This window comes from Pseudomonas sp. o96-267, from assembly GCF_003935465.1.
In the GTDB taxonomy this organism is placed as follows: domain Bacteria; phylum Pseudomonadota; class Gammaproteobacteria; order Pseudomonadales; family Pseudomonadaceae; genus Aquipseudomonas; species Aquipseudomonas sediminis.
On the sequence record NZ_RHQP01000008.1, the window covers coordinates 91,740 to 105,918 of the forward strand.

A 14,179-nucleotide genomic window follows, 5' to 3' on the forward strand; every position below is an offset into this window, starting at 1 on the left:
AGCACCCATGAACGAAGAACAAGACTGGAACATCCTCAATGGAACAGTGCACTTGCCACCATCTAGCGCACTAGCAGTTGCCCTGAAGGATCAGTACGAAAGAGCTATTAGATTGTTTTTGGAAGATGTAAGCATTGCCCCATGGCCAATGTATAAGGAACGGGACTTCATCATGGACATATCCCTAGACACGGACGACCTAAGCAATTTAGGGCTACATACGCAGCAAACATTGAGCGAAATGCTGCTTGATCTGACCCGCCAACAGATGATGACTGCCACATCAGACGGATCATCCCCAGAAGAAAGACGAGCCTGGGCAGCGCAGACACTTCGCCATATTGCAGCAGAGATAGAAAACCTCCCCCTTCAGAAATGATCATTCACGGCGGTCGAGCCCGGCCTTCCAGGCACCCGACCGCCGATCGACATCCAGCGCCACCCGCTGCCCCGCCCTCGACACAAGAACCAGGTGGATGACCTTCGAAGCAGGGTCAGGCACCAACCCTCGCATGTACACCGTTATGCGGCTGAACGTATCGAGCACCAGCTGCCGCAGCTGCTCACGCGCAGGGCTTTTGATGTCCTGCGCTTCGATAGCAAGTCGGCGCCACAGGTCGGCACCGGCCGGCGTCTGCACCTGGCCAACCATCGCCTGCTCCCGCTCCAATTGATCCGCCTCGGCCTGCAACTGCTGCAACTCGGCCTCAAGCTCACGCGCTTTACGCACGAACGCGAGCGGCGCTACACCACTATCGTCGGCCAGCACTGCATCGGTCACGCGCTGCAACTGCCGCTCGACGTCCCCCTGCTTTCGCCGGCACGCCTGCAGGCGCTGCCGTAACTGCCGGCCATCGTCCGCCGGCTCCAGCAGCCGAGCCAGGTTCATCTGATCTGAGCAGTACGACAACACTGCCTTTTCCACCGGCACCACGCTGCAACTGCCCGCCTGACACCCCGTTCGTTTGCTATAAGCGACGCAATGCAGACGACGATGCCCGTCCGCCACCGAGCCATCCTCACGCGCACGGCTCAGCAGGTTCTGTGCAACAACCGCAGTGCCACAGTAGCCGCAATAAGCGATGCCCAAGCCCGTCACCAGGCCCACAATCTCAGGCACACCGCGCCGGCCGTGCCGCGTTTCGGTCGCCGCCTGCAGGGCTTCAAACTCATCATCAGTCAACACGGGCGGGTAATAGCCCTCAAGCAGGTAATCCTCACCGTCGACGCTGATGCGCTTTGCGCCCCGCAACGCCGGCAACTTCACCAGTCGATAGATCTGCTGCCCGGCAATCCCCCAGTCACTCAACACATACCCGCGCTCAGCCATCTTCCGTGCGGCCCGCGTCGCCCCCTCGCCCTGCTTGTACAGCTCGATGGCATAGCGCACCGCCTCCACCCGATCCGGTATCAACTGCCATGCCTGGCCATCCCACTGCAGCCACTGCGGATCTTTGCCGTTACGGATCAGCCCGCGATAAGTTCCGGCGACCCATCCTTCACACAGCCGCCGGATTGAGGCCTTCACCCGCTTGCTCTTGGTGTCGGATTCCTCGTGCGCACGGATCATGACCAGCAGCGAATACACCAGATCCATCGGCTGTGCCTTGAGCCCGGCCCGGTTGTACTCCCGCCCATCGCTGGCCGTCACCACCGTGATGCCGGCATTGATGATCTGAGCCATCTGAGCCTGCGCCTGGATGGGTTCGGCCCGGCTCAGCCGGTCGAGGCCTTCAACGATCAACACTGAGCCGTCGGGTATGCGTCCCTCATCGACGGCACGTAGAAACGTCCCGAGCGCCCCCTGCTTGACGTGGTTCTGGTGATAGGCCGACAACCCCTCATCGCGCAGCGACAACGATTCATCGAGCACCAGACCACGCTCAGCCGCCCAGCGCTGGGCGTACTGCAACTGACGGTCGGCACTGCTGCCGGTCGCCTGCCGGGGATCGGAAAACCTGAGATAGCTGTATACTCGCGCGCTAATTTTTGTTCTCCCGTGATCAGTCAATGACAACTACTCAAACTAAGAAAGCTCCAAGTGTAGGGTTTATTTCCTTGGGGTGCCCGAAAGCGACTGTCGACTCCGAACGCATCCTGACCCAACTGCGCATGGAAGGTTACGAGATCGTGCCGACCTACCAGGATGCCGACGTGGTGGTGGTCAACACCTGTGGCTTCATCGACAGTGCCAAGGCCGAGTCGCTGGACGCCATCGGCGAGGCCCTGGCCGAGAACGGCAAGGTGATCGTCACCGGTTGCATGGGCGTGGCCGAAGACAGCATTCGCGACGTACACCCGAGCGTGCTGGCCGTCACCGGCCCGCAGCAGTACGAGCAGGTGGTCAACGCCGTACACGAAGTCATCCCGCCGAAGACCGAGCACAACCCGCTGATCGACCTGGTGCCGCCGCAGGGCATCAAGCTGACCCCGCGCCACTACGCCTACCTGAAGATTTCCGAAGGCTGCAACCATACCTGCAGCTTCTGCATCATCCCGTCGATGCGCGGCAAGCTGGTCAGCCGTCCGGTGGGCGATGTGCTCAGCGAAGCCGAGCGCCTGGTCAAGGCTGGCGTGAAAGAGCTACTGGTGATCAGTCAGGACACCAGCGCCTACGGCGTCGATATGAAGTACAAGCTGGACTTCTGGAACGGCCAGCCGGTGAAAACGCGCATGCTCGAGCTGTGCGAGGCGCTGTCGTCGATGGGCGTGTGGGTGCGCCTGCACTACGTCTACCCCTACCCCAACGTCGATGACGTGATCCCGCTGATGGCCGCCGGCAAGCTGCTGCCGTACCTGGACATCCCCTTCCAGCACGCCAGCCCGAAAGTGCTCAAGTCGATGAAGCGTCCCGCGTTCGAAGACAAGACCCTGGCGCGCATCAAGAAGTGGCGTGAGATCTGCCCGGAACTGACCATCCGCTCCACCTTCATCGTCGGCTTCCCTGGCGAGACCGAGGAAGACTTCCAGTACCTGCTGGACTGGCTGACCGAAGCCCAGCTCGACCGCGTTGGCTGCTTCCAGTATTCCCCGGTCGAAGGCGCTCCCGCCAACGACCTGGGTCTGGAAGTGGTGCCTGACGACGTCAAGCAGGAGCGTTGGGAGCGCTTCATGGCGCACCAGCAGGCGATCAGCTCTGCGCGGCTGCAGGCCAAGATCGGCTTGGAGATGGACGTGCTGGTCGACGAAGTGGACGGCGAAGGTGCCGTGGCTCGCTCCTGGGCCGACGCCCCGGAGATCGATGGCAGCGTGTTCATCGACTCCCCCAACGTCAAGCCGGGCGACAAGGTGCGTGTGCGCATCGTCGATGCCGACGAATACGACATGTGGGGCGAGTTGGTCTGACCGACCTATCTCCTGAAAAGCCCCGCAGCATGCGGGGCTTTTTCTTTCCCGGTACCACTACTTCTTGCCGGTACAATGACCTTCTTTTTGTCGAGCCCAGTCATGAGCGAACCCACCCGCCTGTCCAAACGCGTCATCGAACTGTTCGGCTGCTCGCGCCGCGAGGCCGATCTGTACATCACTGGCGGCTGGGTGACGGTGGACGGCCAGGTGGTCGAGGCGCCGCAATTCAAGATCGAAGATCAGCGTATCGAGCTGCATCCGGATGCCACACTTGAGCCGGTAGAGCCCGTCACCCTGTTGGTGCATGGTGCGGCTGGCTGTAACGCCGCGCAGTTGCAACACCTGCTGGTGCGCGAACGACACTGGGAACAAGACCCACACGCCCAGCGCATCCTGCATGGCCACTTCCTGCGCCAGGAGCAGAGCCTGCCATTGCAGACCGGCGCCAGCGGCCTGATGGTGCTCAGCCAGGATTGGCGCACACAGCGCAAGCTGCGCGAGGATGCCGCCAAGCTGGAGCAGGAATACCTGGTCGAGGTCGCCGGCGAGGCGCCCGCCAGCGCGCTGGAACGCTTGAAGAAAGGCTGGTTGCACAAGGGCACGCAGTTCCCACCGTGCAAGGCCAGCTGGCAGAGCGAACAGCGTCTGCGCTCGCCCTGAAGAATCCGACTCCTGACCTGCTTCGGCAGATCTGCACGGCGCTGGGCCTGAAAGTGCTGAGCATGAAGCGCATCCGTATCGGCGGCGTACCCATGGCCAAACTGCCTTCCGGGCAGTGGCGCTATCTGGGTGAGAAGGAACGTTTCTGAGGCCGTGTTAGGCTGTGTCCGTCACGCTCTGGAGACCACCCTCATGCGTACCCTGTTACTCACCGCCCTACTTGCCCTGAGCCTGCCCGCCCTGGCCGCGCCAGCCCCCTTCTTCCTCTGGCAGAGCAAGGTCGACGGCCACCTGACCTGCGCCCAGGTCAGCCCTGGTGACGGCTGGATTCGATTCACCGGCCCCTTCCGCGATGCCGGCTGCCGGGTAGCGCACGACGCGCCTGTGCGCAGCCGCTAAGAGGACGCCATGCAGCATCTGGTTTCGCCTGTCGGTATCGTGCGTTCCTGCTTCAAGGAAAAGTTCGCCATTCCCCGCCAGCCACACTTGGCTCCCGCCGCTCGCGGCGTGCTGGAACTGTTGCCGCCCTTCGATCAAGGTGAAGCCGTGCAGGGACTGGAACAGGTCAGCCATGTCTGGCTGCTGTTTCTGTTTCACCAGGCGCTGGAGGACAAGCCACGGCTAAAGGTGCGCCCACCACGCCTGGGCGGTAATCAGTCGGTGGGCGTGTTCAGTACCCGTGCAACCCATCGCCCCAATGGCATCGGCCAATCGGTGGTACGCCTGGACAAGGTCGAACCTGGCCGGCTGTACCTGTCCGGCATCGATCTGCTCGACGGCACGCCCGTGCTGGACATCAAACCCTACGTGCCCTACGCCGACTGCGTGAGCGATGCGCACAACGCCATGGCCGATGGCGCGCCACGCCTGATCCCGGTGGAATGGCATGCCGATGCATTGCCGTTGGCGCGCCAGCATGCGCTGCGTCTGAACGAACCGCTGGTGGAGCTGATCGAGCAATGCCTGGCGCAAGACCCACGCCCAGCCTACCAACAGCCAGAGCCGGAACGCCGCTATGGCGCGCGCTTCTGGGATCTTGACGTGCACTGGCACTACCCCGAGCCGGGGCGCATCCGGGTGCTGGATGTGCAGATGGCGCACAGCACAGCCTAACCGGGCCAAGCCTTCGCAGCGGCTGGCGGTGCACAGGGGCAGCTTCTTCTCAACGCGACGGATTGAGCGCCAGCATATCGCCTTCGATGGCGTCCTGACGCTCGATCAGCGGCTCCACCAGCGGCCGACTCGCGAGGAAATGCGCAGTTCGCGTATGCGCCTCGAAAGCCGCCTCGTCGACATATACCTCGTACAGCCACACTAAGTCGGCATCACTGCGGTCACGCATCACATCGAAGGTCAGGCAGCCCGGTTCATCGCGCACCGAAGCAGCGGCGTTGATCCGCATGGCATCCATGAACGTCTCGAAACTGCCGGGTTTGAGTTGGGTCTTGAGCAATAGCACGTACACAGCAAACTCCATTATGTTTTATATTTGAAAAATAACTGTATACATAATGGAGTGCAAAAAAGATGCTCGAACGCCCGTCGCGCCTCAATGGCCTGCGCCACCTGGCCCTGCTGGTACCCAACCTGGAAGCGTGTGAGCGTTTCTACGTGGACGTGCTGGGCATGCAGTTGCTGCACCGCGCCAACGAGGACCTGGTCTACCTGACCTGTGGCAATGACAACCTCTCGCTCGGCCGCGCCTATGCAGAGAGCCATGGCGTAGCGCTGGTCGATCACTACGGTTTCATCGTCGACAGCGTCGAGGAGCTGGATGCCTGGTACCAGTACCTCAAGGCGCGTGGGGTGACACTGCTGGATCGCCCCTTCGACCATGGCGACGGCGCACGCAGCTTCCACCTGCTGGACCCCGCCGGCAACAAGATCCAGCCGCTCTACCATCCGGCGATCTCGGGTCAGCGCTTCAGCCCAGCCCGAACCTGAACCTGAACCTAAATCTGTAGGAGCGAGCTCTGCTCGCGAAGCTTGGTGCTCGCCTCGGTTCGCGAGCAGAGCTCGCTCCTACAGTCGCAGGGTACGCCGTTGCATGCTGCGCAGAGCGCTCGCACGGGAATGCTCAATTAGGTGCCGGTGCGCACAGCGTATCCTGCGTCCGGTATTAACCAGGTTCAGGTGCGAAACTGTCGCACCATCCCCTGCAGTTCCACTCCCAGGCGAGCCAGCTCGGCACTGGACGCGGCGGTCTGCTCGCTGGCAGTGGCGCTCTGCTCACCGATATCGCGCACGCGGGTGACGCTTTCGTTGATTGCCTCAGCCACCGCACTCTGCTCCTCGGCGGCAGCAGCGATCTGCTGGTTCATCTGCTCGATGGTGCTCACCGCCTGGGTGATACGCCCTAGGGCATCGCCGGCTTCACCGGCCAGTTCGACGGTACGCCGGGTCAGATCACGACTGCTGTCCATCTGCTGCACCGCGCCTTTGGCCATGCGTTGCAGGCCGGCGATCAGGCTTTCGATCTCCTCGGTGCTCTCCTGAGCACGCTTGGCCAGTGCCCGTACCTCATCGGCGACCACAGCGAAACCACGGCCCTGCTCGCCGGCTCGCGCCGCCTCGATGGCCGCGTTGAGCGCCAGCAGGTTGGTCTGCTCAGCGACGTTGCGAATCACTTCAAGCACGCTGCCGATGCGCGCACTTTCCTGGTTCAGATCGGCGATGGCCTTGGCCGACTGTTCCACTTCGCTGGCCAGACTGTCGATCTGATCAACCGCCTGCTGCACCACGCGATTGCCCTGCTGCGCCTCCAGGTCGGCATCGCGTGCGGCAAGCGAGGCCTGCTCGGCGTTCTGCGCCACTTCCTGCACGGTGGCGGCCATCTGGTGCATGGCGGTAGCGGTCTGTTCGGTTTCCAGTTTCTGCGTCTGCACCCCGGCGCTGGTTTGCGCGGTGATCGCAGACAGTTGCTCGGCAGCCGCAGCGATCTGCCCGACGCCACCGCCAATACGGCCAACCAGATTGCGCAGGCTGACGGTCATGTCCTGCATGGCGGCAAGCAACTGGCCCACTTCGTCACCGCGATCCTGAGGGATGTCCTGGCTGAGGTCACCGGCGGCGATACGCTGGGCGAAGGTCACGGTCTGGCGCAGGGGCGCGACGATCAGACGAGTGATCAGCAGCGAGGCACACAGGCCCAGCACCACGGCAGCCAAGCCCATGATGCCGAGCATCACCAGTGCGCGCTGAGTGTCGGCGAGCATCCGGGTTTCGGCGCCGGCCTGGGCCGACTCGGCCAGGTCGACGACCGAGCGGGCGCGCTCGATCATGGCCTTCTCGGTGGCCTGGTTCTGCTCACGCAGCTGTTGGTAGTAGAGGAAGGAGCGCTGGTAGAGAGTCAACGCCTGCAGGGCGGTTTCGATAGAGGCTTTCTGATCATCGTTGAGCCAGACGGTCAGGCTGCGGGCAACGGTCTGCAGGTCTTCGCTGACGTACTCCCACTCTTCCAGCGCTTCGGGCGAGCCATCGATGATGTACAGGCTTTCCTGGCCGCGCAGGTCGAGCATGCGTTTGCTCAGGCCGGATGCGGTTTCCGCCAGGGTCAGGGGGTCGCTACCCCGCAGACGATCACCCTGCAGGCGCAGCTCACGCACGGCGTCATACATGTCCAGCTCAATCACCTCGAACTGGTCACGGGTTTCTCCAGCAGCAGTGCGCATGTCCTGGCGAGCCTCACGGGCCTTACCCTGCTGCTCGACATAGTTGTCGAACTGCTTCAGGTACTCGGCAGTGGCCTGCTGCATAGTCTGCACACGCGTGCTTTCGGTTGCATCCTTGCCCAGGTGCTCCAGCATGCCCTGTACTTTAAGCAAGCTTTCGCGCACACGCTCTGCGCTCTCCTGGGTCTGTTCGATAGCGAAACTGCGTTCCAGACGACGCGCCTGGAGAATCTCCTGGTTTACCTGCGCCAACTGCCCAACCTGCTCATGCCCATGTAGTACCGCTTGAACCGCCAGATAGCCACTGACCGTCATGGCGGCGGTAAGCAACAGCACGAGGCCGAAACCGATAAAGAGTTTCTTGCCAACGGCAAGATTGGCGAAAAAGCGTGCGGCAGGCTTGAACATAACGGCGACTCCAGATTCTTCTTATACAGCCGCGCATCGTGGGCGCGACCTGGTCGACTGACTACGCAACTGCTGTGCCATGTCGAGTCCGGTTTATCGGCAAAGAGTGCCACCGCTTGAGTGCTGGCAATTAGCCAACCCATGGTTATCAGCATAGCCAATGAAATGGCCAAGACAGGCAACTATCCGCTTATTGACGCCGAATAAATGGCGAAATACCGCCTACTGAGGCGCCGTTTCTGGCTCATCGCAATAAAAAAGGCGCAGCTTCTGCCGAAGCTGCGCCTCTGGATTCGAGCCGCGATCAGCGCCCGGCAAGCGCCGGTACTACCCTCGGTCGCAGAACCTCCCCAGCCACAGCCAGCAGGCCGATGGCACCGGCAATCCAGTACCACTGCAGTGCAGGGTCGAACATCAGCCAGCCCAGCGCATGCAGGAACACCACCATGATCAGCACCGGGCTGACGTAGCGCACCATGAACAGCCACAGGGCATAACCGGCCGGCGGCAGATCCAGCTCGTCACGCATGATCTCGCCGCGCAGTGCGTAGCCTGCGAGTACGACCATGAAGATGCCACCCAACGGCATCATCCAGCGCGAGGTGAGGTAATCCAGCCAGTCGAAGAAGTTCTTGCCCAGCGGCGTCCAGCCCGCCAGCAGGTTGAACGACAGCATCGCCAGCAGGCTGATCACCAGCAGCACCACGCCGGCCCCGATGGCAGCGCGCAGGCGGCTGATGCCGTGCTTTTCGTTCAGGTAGGCCACGCTGGCCTCGATCATCGAGATCGCCGAGGTCAGTGCCGCGATCGATACCATGGCGAAGAACAAGACGCCGAACGCAGTACCGAATGGCATCTGCTGGAAGGCCAGCGGCAGACTCATGAAAATCAGCCCCGGCCCGGCACTGGGGCTCATGCCGTTGGCGAAGATGATCGGGAAGATCGCCAGACCGGCCAGCAGCGCCACGCAGGTATCGCAGAGAGCGACGATGAAGGTGGTCCGCGCGATGGATTGACCATCCGGGATGTAGGAGCCGTAGGTGAGGATGGCGCCCGAGGCCAGACTCAGGGTGAAGAAGGCGTGTCCCAATGCCGCCAACAGTGCTTCGCCGGTGATCTTCGAGGCATCGAAGTGGAAGAGGAACCCGAAGCCTGCGCTGAAACTGCCACTGGTGAACGCATAGCCGACCAGCGCCACCAGCATCAACGCCAGACCCGGTATCATCCAGCGCACGGCATTCTCGATGCCTTTCTGCACGCCCTTGGCGACGATCCACAACGTCAGTAGCGCCACCAGTACGCTCCAGCCACCGAGTTGCCAGGGATTGGCGTTGTGCGCCTCGAACACCCCACCCAGTGCTTCGACGCTGGTGGCCGCCAACGAACCGTCGAGCATCTTCCACGTATAGGCGAAAGCCCAGCCGGCAACGACCACGTAGAAGCACAGGATCATGAAACCGGCGAGCATGGCCATACCGCCAACGGCCTTCCACAGCGGGTTGCCACCGTTCTCACGGACCACGCGGCCGATGGCGTCGATGGGGCTGCCGCGGCCACGGCGGCCGATGGCGATCTCGGTCATCATTACCGGAATGCCGATGGCCAGGATGCACGCCAGGTACATCAGCACGAAGGCGCCGCCGCCGTACTCGCCAGTGATGTAAGGAAATTTCCAGATATTGCCCAGGCCGACGGCCGAGCCGGTTGCTGCGAGGATGAAGCCCCAGCGCGAGAGCCAGAGGTTCTTCGGTTTTTCACGGGTCATGCGTCACCTGTTTGTTTTTATCTGTGACGGAATCGGACCCGCCGCGCTTGTGGCGCAGCGGAATGCAAGGCTTGGGTGAAGCCGAAGGTGTCACTGAGCGTCGGCTTGTGCCTCCGGTGCGGCCAGTTGGAAGGCCTCCAGGGGTTCACAGCGCGCCGCCATGGCGACAATGCGTGGGTACGCGGCAAGGTCACAGTTAAAACGCCGCGCATTATACAGCTGCGGAATCAGGCAGGCTTCCAGATATCCAGGCCGGTCGCCGAGCGACAGGCGACCGTCGAATGCAGCCAGGCCCTCCTCCACGGCGGTTAGACCGAGCGCGACCCAGTGCCGGTACCAGGCGTTCTTCGCCTCGTCGCCGGCACCCAGTTCGCTGGACAGGTACTGCAGCACGCGCAGGTTGTTCAGCGGGTGCACGTCGCAGGCAAGGTGCAGCGCCAGCGCACGCACCTGGGCACGCTCGGCCGGATCAGCCGGCAGCAGCGCCGGCACCGGGAAGATTTCTTCGAGGTACTCGATGATCGCCAGCGACTGGGCGATGCGCACGCCGCCGTTTTCTTCGTCCACCAGCAGCGGCAACAGGCCCTGCGGGTTCAGCGCGCGGTAGTCGGCGCCGTGCTGCTGGCCGCCGTCCTTGAGCAGATGCACCGGCACTTGCTGGTAAGCCAGGCCCTTCAGGTTGAGGGCGATGCGCACGCGGTAGGCGGCGCTGGAGCGCCAGTAGCCGTAGAGTTTCAGCATTGCGGATTCCTTTCGAAACGCGACTTGGTAGGAGCGGCTTCAGCCGCGATGCTTTCAGCGACTTCAGACGAATCGCGGCTAAAGCCGCTCCTACGAATCAGCGGGCGTCGTAGCGCTGCACCACCTGATCGATGGCGCCGAAGATGCTCTGCCCGGCTACGTCGAACATCTCGATGCGCACCCGGTCGCCGAACTTGAGAAACGGCGTCTTCGCCTCGCCCGACTCGACGATCTCCAGCATGCGTTTCTCTGCCAGGCAGCTCGAACCGGCGCTGCGGTCGTAGTTCGACACGGTGCCCGAGCCGATGATGGTGCCCGCGCCCAGCGGTCGTGTCTTGGCTGCGTGAGCCACCAGAGTCGGGAAGTTGAAGGTCATATCGACGCCGGCGTTCGGCTGGCCGAACAGCGCGCCGTTGATATGCGACACCAGCGGCCGATGCACCTTGCCGTCCTTCCAGCTCTCGCCCAGCTCGTCCGGGGTTATGGCCACCGGGGAGAAGCTCGACGACGGTTTGCTCTGGTAGAAACCAAAGCCCTTGGCCAGTTCGCCGGGGATCAGGTTGCGCAGCGACACATCGTTGACCAGCATCAGCAGACGAATATGGCCGCCCGCTTCGGCCGATGTGGCGCCCATCGGCACGTCGTCGGTAATCACCGCCAGCTCGGCCTCCAAGTCGATGCCCCAGGCTTCGTCGGCCAGGCTGATCGGACTGTGCGGCGGGATGAAGGCATCGGCGCCGCCCTGGTACATCAGTGGATCATGCCAGAAGGATTCGGGCATCTCGGCGCCGCGTGCCTTGCGTACCAGCTCGACGTGGTTGACGTAGGCGCTGCCGTCGGCCCAGTGATAGGCACGCGGCAGCGGGCTGTGACAGGCGGCCTGATCGAAGGCGAAAGCGCCCTCTTCCATGCCGTCGTTGAGGCGCTGATAGACCGCTTCGAGCTTGGGCCGGGCCACAGCCCAGTCGTCCAGCGCAGCCTGCAGGGTGAAAGCGATCTGCGGCACAACGACGGCACGGGTGAGATCGCGGGAAACGACGATCAGCACGCCATCGCGGCCTTGGTTCAGTGATGCAAGTTTCATCGATAATCCTTCGAATTCTGAGGTAGGAGCGAGCTCTGCTCGCGAACCCTGACCGAACAAAAAGCTTCGCGAGCAGAGCTCGCTCCCACAGCGTCGTTTAACCCTACAGACCCGGCGCACGCCAGGAATTGACGTACTCGGCCACGTCCACCGCAGCAGCGGCATCGCTCACTTCCAGGGCGCGGCGGGTGTCGATCATCACCGCCACCTCGTCGATGAAAGTGGCCGGGTCGATCTGACTCTTCTTCAGTGCCTTGGGGTGCGGCCCATGGGGGAAGCCGCACGGGTGCAGGGTGACCATGCCCTGCTCGATGTTGTCGCGGCTGAAGAAGTTGCCACGGTGGTAGAACAGCACTTCGTCGTAGTCGTCGTTGTTGTGGAAGAACGGCACCTTGAGCGCGCCGGGGTCGGACTCCACCGGACGCGGGGTGAAGGTGCAGATCACGAAGCCATTGGCGACGAAGGTGGTGTGCACCGACGGCGGCAGGTGGTAGCGATGGCTGACCAGCGGGCGGATGTCGCGCCAGTTCAGGCGCACCACGGTGTTGTCGCCATGCCAGCCGACCACATCCAGCGGGTTGTAGGGGTAGGTCACGGTGCTGATCTGGCCGCGCCGCTTGATGCGAATCTGCCAGGTGTTCTCGTCCTGCTGCGCCTTGAAGGCTTCGTCGATATACGGGTGCTCCAGCACCGCCAGGTCGAAGATCGCCTGCGGGCCGAGCAGGCCCTTGTCCGGCAACTGATACGCACCATCGGTGTTCTCGATCAGCAGGAAGTAACTCGGCGTGCTGGCCTCGATACGCCAGGCGGTGCCACGGGGGATCAGCAGGTAGTCGCCGTCGCGGTACTCCAGATGGCCGAAATCGCAGTAGAAATGCCCACTGCCCTCGTGGACGAACAGCAACTCATCGCCGTCGGCATTGCGCACCAGATGGCGCATCGCGCCGTGGGTGCGCCACACGCGCAGCTTGACGTCGGCGTTGTGCAGCGTCAGCGGCGCCGCCAGCGGGCAGTCGCGCTCGCTGGGAATGTTGTTGAAGTTGAACGCGTGCGGACACAGCGGGCCTTCCCAGTCGATCCAGCCGGTCGGCGGATGCTTGTGGTGCAGGTGCGCAGTGGGGCCGAAGAAGCCTTCGCGGCCCATCTCGCGCTCGTAGGTGCCCTGCGGCAGGTCGCAGTGCGCCTGGCGCGAGCACTCGCCTTCACGCAGGGGAAAGCGGATCCATTGGCGGCTCATGGCATCACTCCTCGGCGATCACGCCGCGACGCAGCTGGTCTTCCTCGATCGATTCGAACAGCGCCTTGAAGTTGCCCTCGCCGAAACCCTGGTTGCCCTTGCGCTGGATGATCTCGAAGAAGATCGGGCCGATCACCGTGTTGGTGAAAATCTGCAGCAGGATGCCGTCATCGCCGGGCGCACCATCGATCAGGATGTTCAGCTCACGCAATACGTCCGTCGGCTCGCCATGACCGGCGACGCGGCTGTCGACCTTCTCGTAGTAGGTGTCCGGGGTGGTCATGAAGTCGACGCCATTGGCGCGCAGTTGGCGGACGGTGGCGTAGATGTCGTCGGTGCTCAGGGCGATGTGCTGGATGCCTTCGCCGTGGTACTCGCGGATGAACTCCTCGATCTGCGACTTGTCATCGGCCGACTCGTTGATCGGGATGCGGATCTTGCCGCACGGCGCGGTCATGGCTCGGGAGAACAGGCCGGTGAGCTTGCCTTCGATATCGAAGTAGCGGATCTCGCGAAAATTGGCGATACGCTCGTAGAAGCCGGACCAGACGTCCATCTGCCCGCGGCGCACGTTGTGGGTCAGGTGATCGATGCATTGCAGGCCGACGGCGTTGTCATTGGCGCTGCGGCCTTCGATGTACTCGAAGTCGACGTCGTAGATGCTCTTGTCGCCATAACGGTCAACCAGATACAGCAGCGAGCCACCGATACCTTCGACGCAGGGGATGTTCAGCTCACCGAAGTTGGCGTGGCTGCCCACCAGCGTTGCGCCCTGCTGTTCGACATAAGCCGCAGCCTGGGCCGCATTCTTGACCCGGAAGGCCATGGCGCAGGCACTGGGGCCATGCTTTTCGCCGAAGGCGCGCACGTGGCCGGTAGGGCTGCCGTTGAGCACGATGTTGATGTCGTTCTGCTGAAACAACCACACCTCTTTGGAGCGGTGCTTGGCGGTTTCGGTGAAGCCCATGGCGGTGAACAACTGGCGCAGTTGCTCGATACCTTCGGCATTCGGTGCGGTGAATTCGACAAACTCGAAACCGTCGGTTCCGATGGGGTTGTGCTGCTCGATCTTAGCCACGGCGTTCATCTCGCCTCCTGATTGTCATTGTTATGGCAGCGCACGAATGCGTTGCGGACAACCCCATGACAACCGAGCGCAGACGCGCTCTCAAGATGGCTTGCGACACTTAGACACGTTAGCCGCGATCAGCAGTGGCAAATTTTCCTTACGCCTTTCAGGCAAGGCAGGCAACGCCCTGGCAACC

General features: G+C 62.6%; 13 protein-coding genes and 2 pseudogenes. 6 read left to right on the forward strand and 9 right to left on the reverse strand.

Going from position 1 to position 14,179, the window contains the following annotated elements; translation table 11 throughout:
• Window positions 1–7: 7 nt before the first annotated feature.
• Window positions 8–379: a hypothetical protein gene (locus EGJ86_RS07515; protein ID WP_125834641.1), complete on the forward strand. Its 372-nt coding sequence runs from the start codon at window positions 8–10 to the stop codon at window positions 377–379.
• Here the strand turns inward: EGJ86_RS07515 and EGJ86_RS07520 are convergent, their stop codons facing one another.
• The gene (locus EGJ86_RS07520) at window positions 380–2,017 is read right to left on the reverse strand and encodes a recombinase family protein (RefSeq protein ID WP_256672373.1); all 1,638 of its coding nucleotides are present in this window, start codon (window positions 2,015–2,017) and stop codon (window positions 380–382) included.
• Between EGJ86_RS07520 and rimO the strand changes: the two genes are divergently transcribed.
• From rimO to tsaA, 4 genes and pseudogenes are all read left to right on the forward strand, one after another.
• On the forward strand, window positions 2,011–3,345 hold the full coding sequence (rimO, locus tag EGJ86_RS07525; protein WP_125834642.1) for a 30S ribosomal protein S12 methylthiotransferase RimO: 1,335 nt from the start codon (window positions 2,011–2,013) through the stop codon (window positions 3,343–3,345). The two genes, EGJ86_RS07520 and rimO, sit on opposite strands and share 7 nt — an antisense overlap.
• Before the next feature lie 102 nt (window positions 3,346–3,447).
• Window positions 3,448–4,157: pseudogene (locus EGJ86_RS07530) on the forward strand (RNA pseudouridine synthase).
• A gap of 43 nt (window positions 4,158–4,200) precedes the next feature.
• Entirely contained in the window at window positions 4,201–4,407 is a 207-nt protein-coding gene (locus tag EGJ86_RS07535) for a hypothetical protein (protein ID WP_099525251.1), read from the forward strand.
• Between the two features lie 9 nt (window positions 4,408–4,416).
• Entirely contained in the window at window positions 4,417–5,121 is a 705-nt protein-coding gene (tsaA, locus tag EGJ86_RS07540) for a tRNA (N6-threonylcarbamoyladenosine(37)-N6)-methyltransferase TrmO (protein WP_125834643.1), read from the forward strand.
• 49 nt (window positions 5,122–5,170) lie between these two features.
• Here the strand turns inward: tsaA and EGJ86_RS07545 are convergent, their stop codons facing one another.
• Entirely contained in the window at window positions 5,171–5,473 is a 303-nt protein-coding gene (locus EGJ86_RS07545; RefSeq protein ID WP_125834644.1) for a putative quinol monooxygenase, read from the reverse strand.
• 62 nt (window positions 5,474–5,535) lie between these two features.
• Between EGJ86_RS07545 and EGJ86_RS07550 the strand changes: the two genes are divergently transcribed.
• Window positions 5,536–5,952, forward strand: a complete 417-nt coding sequence (locus EGJ86_RS07550) for a VOC family protein (protein ID WP_125834645.1) — start codon at window positions 5,536–5,538, stop codon at window positions 5,950–5,952.
• Between the two features lie 185 nt (window positions 5,953–6,137).
• On the opposite strand, the gene EGJ86_RS25590 is transcribed toward EGJ86_RS07550, so the two are convergent.
• The 7 genes and pseudogenes from EGJ86_RS25590 to hppD all read right to left on the reverse strand — a co-directional run bounded on the left by EGJ86_RS25590 (window position 6,138) and on the right by hppD (window position 14,001).
• The gene (locus EGJ86_RS25590; protein WP_372237962.1) at window positions 6,138–7,010 is read right to left on the reverse strand and encodes a methyl-accepting chemotaxis protein; all 873 of its coding nucleotides are present in this window, start codon (window positions 7,008–7,010) and stop codon (window positions 6,138–6,140) included.
• Window positions 6,996–8,087, reverse strand: a pseudogene (locus EGJ86_RS25595) (HAMP domain-containing protein); the annotation flags it as partial. The pseudogene EGJ86_RS25595 and the gene EGJ86_RS25590, both read right to left, overlap by 15 nt.
• A gap of 304 nt (window positions 8,088–8,391) precedes the next feature.
• Window positions 8,392–9,852, reverse strand: a complete 1,461-nt coding sequence (locus EGJ86_RS07560; RefSeq protein ID WP_125834646.1) for a sodium-dependent transporter — start codon at window positions 9,850–9,852, stop codon at window positions 8,392–8,394.
• Between the two features lie 90 nt (window positions 9,853–9,942).
• Window positions 9,943–10,593 (reverse strand): maleylacetoacetate isomerase, encoded by a 651-nt coding sequence (gene maiA / locus EGJ86_RS07565; protein WP_125834647.1) that lies wholly within the window; start codon window positions 10,591–10,593, stop codon window positions 9,943–9,945.
• A 97-nt stretch (window positions 10,594–10,690) separates the two neighbouring features.
• Complete coding sequence (locus tag EGJ86_RS07570) at window positions 10,691–11,677, reverse strand: fumarylacetoacetate hydrolase family protein (protein ID WP_125834648.1); 987 nt, start codon at window positions 11,675–11,677, stop codon at window positions 10,691–10,693.
• A 103-nt stretch (window positions 11,678–11,780) separates the two neighbouring features.
• Entirely contained in the window at window positions 11,781–12,914 is a 1,134-nt protein-coding gene (locus EGJ86_RS07575; protein WP_125834649.1) for a homogentisate 1,2-dioxygenase, read from the reverse strand.
• Window positions 12,915–12,918: 4 nt separating this feature from the next.
• Window positions 12,919–14,001 carry a 4-hydroxyphenylpyruvate dioxygenase gene (hppD, locus tag EGJ86_RS07580; protein ID WP_099525241.1) on the reverse strand — a complete coding sequence of 361 codons (1,083 nt, stop codon included), beginning with the start codon at window positions 13,999–14,001 and terminating at the stop codon, window positions 12,919–12,921.
• Window positions 14,002–14,179 lie beyond the last annotated feature (178 nt).

What these genes read in the sequence shown, in the direction of transcription:
- EGJ86_RS07515 (WP_125834641.1), top strand. Translation starts at nt 8, where the DNA reads ATGAACGAAGAACAAGACTGGAACATCCTCAATGGAACAGTGCACTTG.
- rimO (WP_125834642.1), top strand. Translation starts at nt 2,011, where the DNA reads ATGACAACTACTCAAACTAAGAAAGCTCCAAGTGTAGGGTTTATTTCC.
- EGJ86_RS07535 (WP_099525251.1), top strand. Translation starts at nt 4,201, where the DNA reads ATGCGTACCCTGTTACTCACCGCCCTACTTGCCCTGAGCCTGCCCGCC.
- tsaA (WP_125834643.1), top strand. Translation starts at nt 4,417, where the DNA reads ATGCAGCATCTGGTTTCGCCTGTCGGTATCGTGCGTTCCTGCTTCAAG.
- EGJ86_RS07550 (WP_125834645.1), top strand. Translation starts at nt 5,536, where the DNA reads ATGCTCGAACGCCCGTCGCGCCTCAATGGCCTGCGCCACCTGGCCCTG.
- EGJ86_RS25590 (WP_372237962.1), bottom strand. Translation starts at nt 7,010, where the DNA reads ATGCAGGACATGACCGTCAGCCTGCGCAATCTGGTTGGCCGTATTGGC.
- EGJ86_RS07560 (WP_125834646.1), bottom strand. Translation starts at nt 9,852, where the DNA reads ATGACCCGTGAAAAACCGAAGAACCTCTGGCTCTCGCGCTGGGGCTTC.
- maiA (WP_125834647.1), bottom strand. Translation starts at nt 10,593, where the DNA reads ATGCTGAAACTCTACGGCTACTGGCGCTCCAGCGCCGCCTACCGCGTG.
- EGJ86_RS07570 (WP_125834648.1), bottom strand. Translation starts at nt 11,677, where the DNA reads ATGAAACTTGCATCACTGAACCAAGGCCGCGATGGCGTGCTGATCGTC.
- EGJ86_RS07575 (WP_125834649.1), bottom strand. Translation starts at nt 12,914, where the DNA reads ATGAGCCGCCAATGGATCCGCTTTCCCCTGCGTGAAGGCGAGTGCTCG.
- hppD (WP_099525241.1), bottom strand. Translation starts at nt 14,001, where the DNA reads ATGAACGCCGTGGCTAAGATCGAGCAGCACAACCCCATCGGAACCGAC.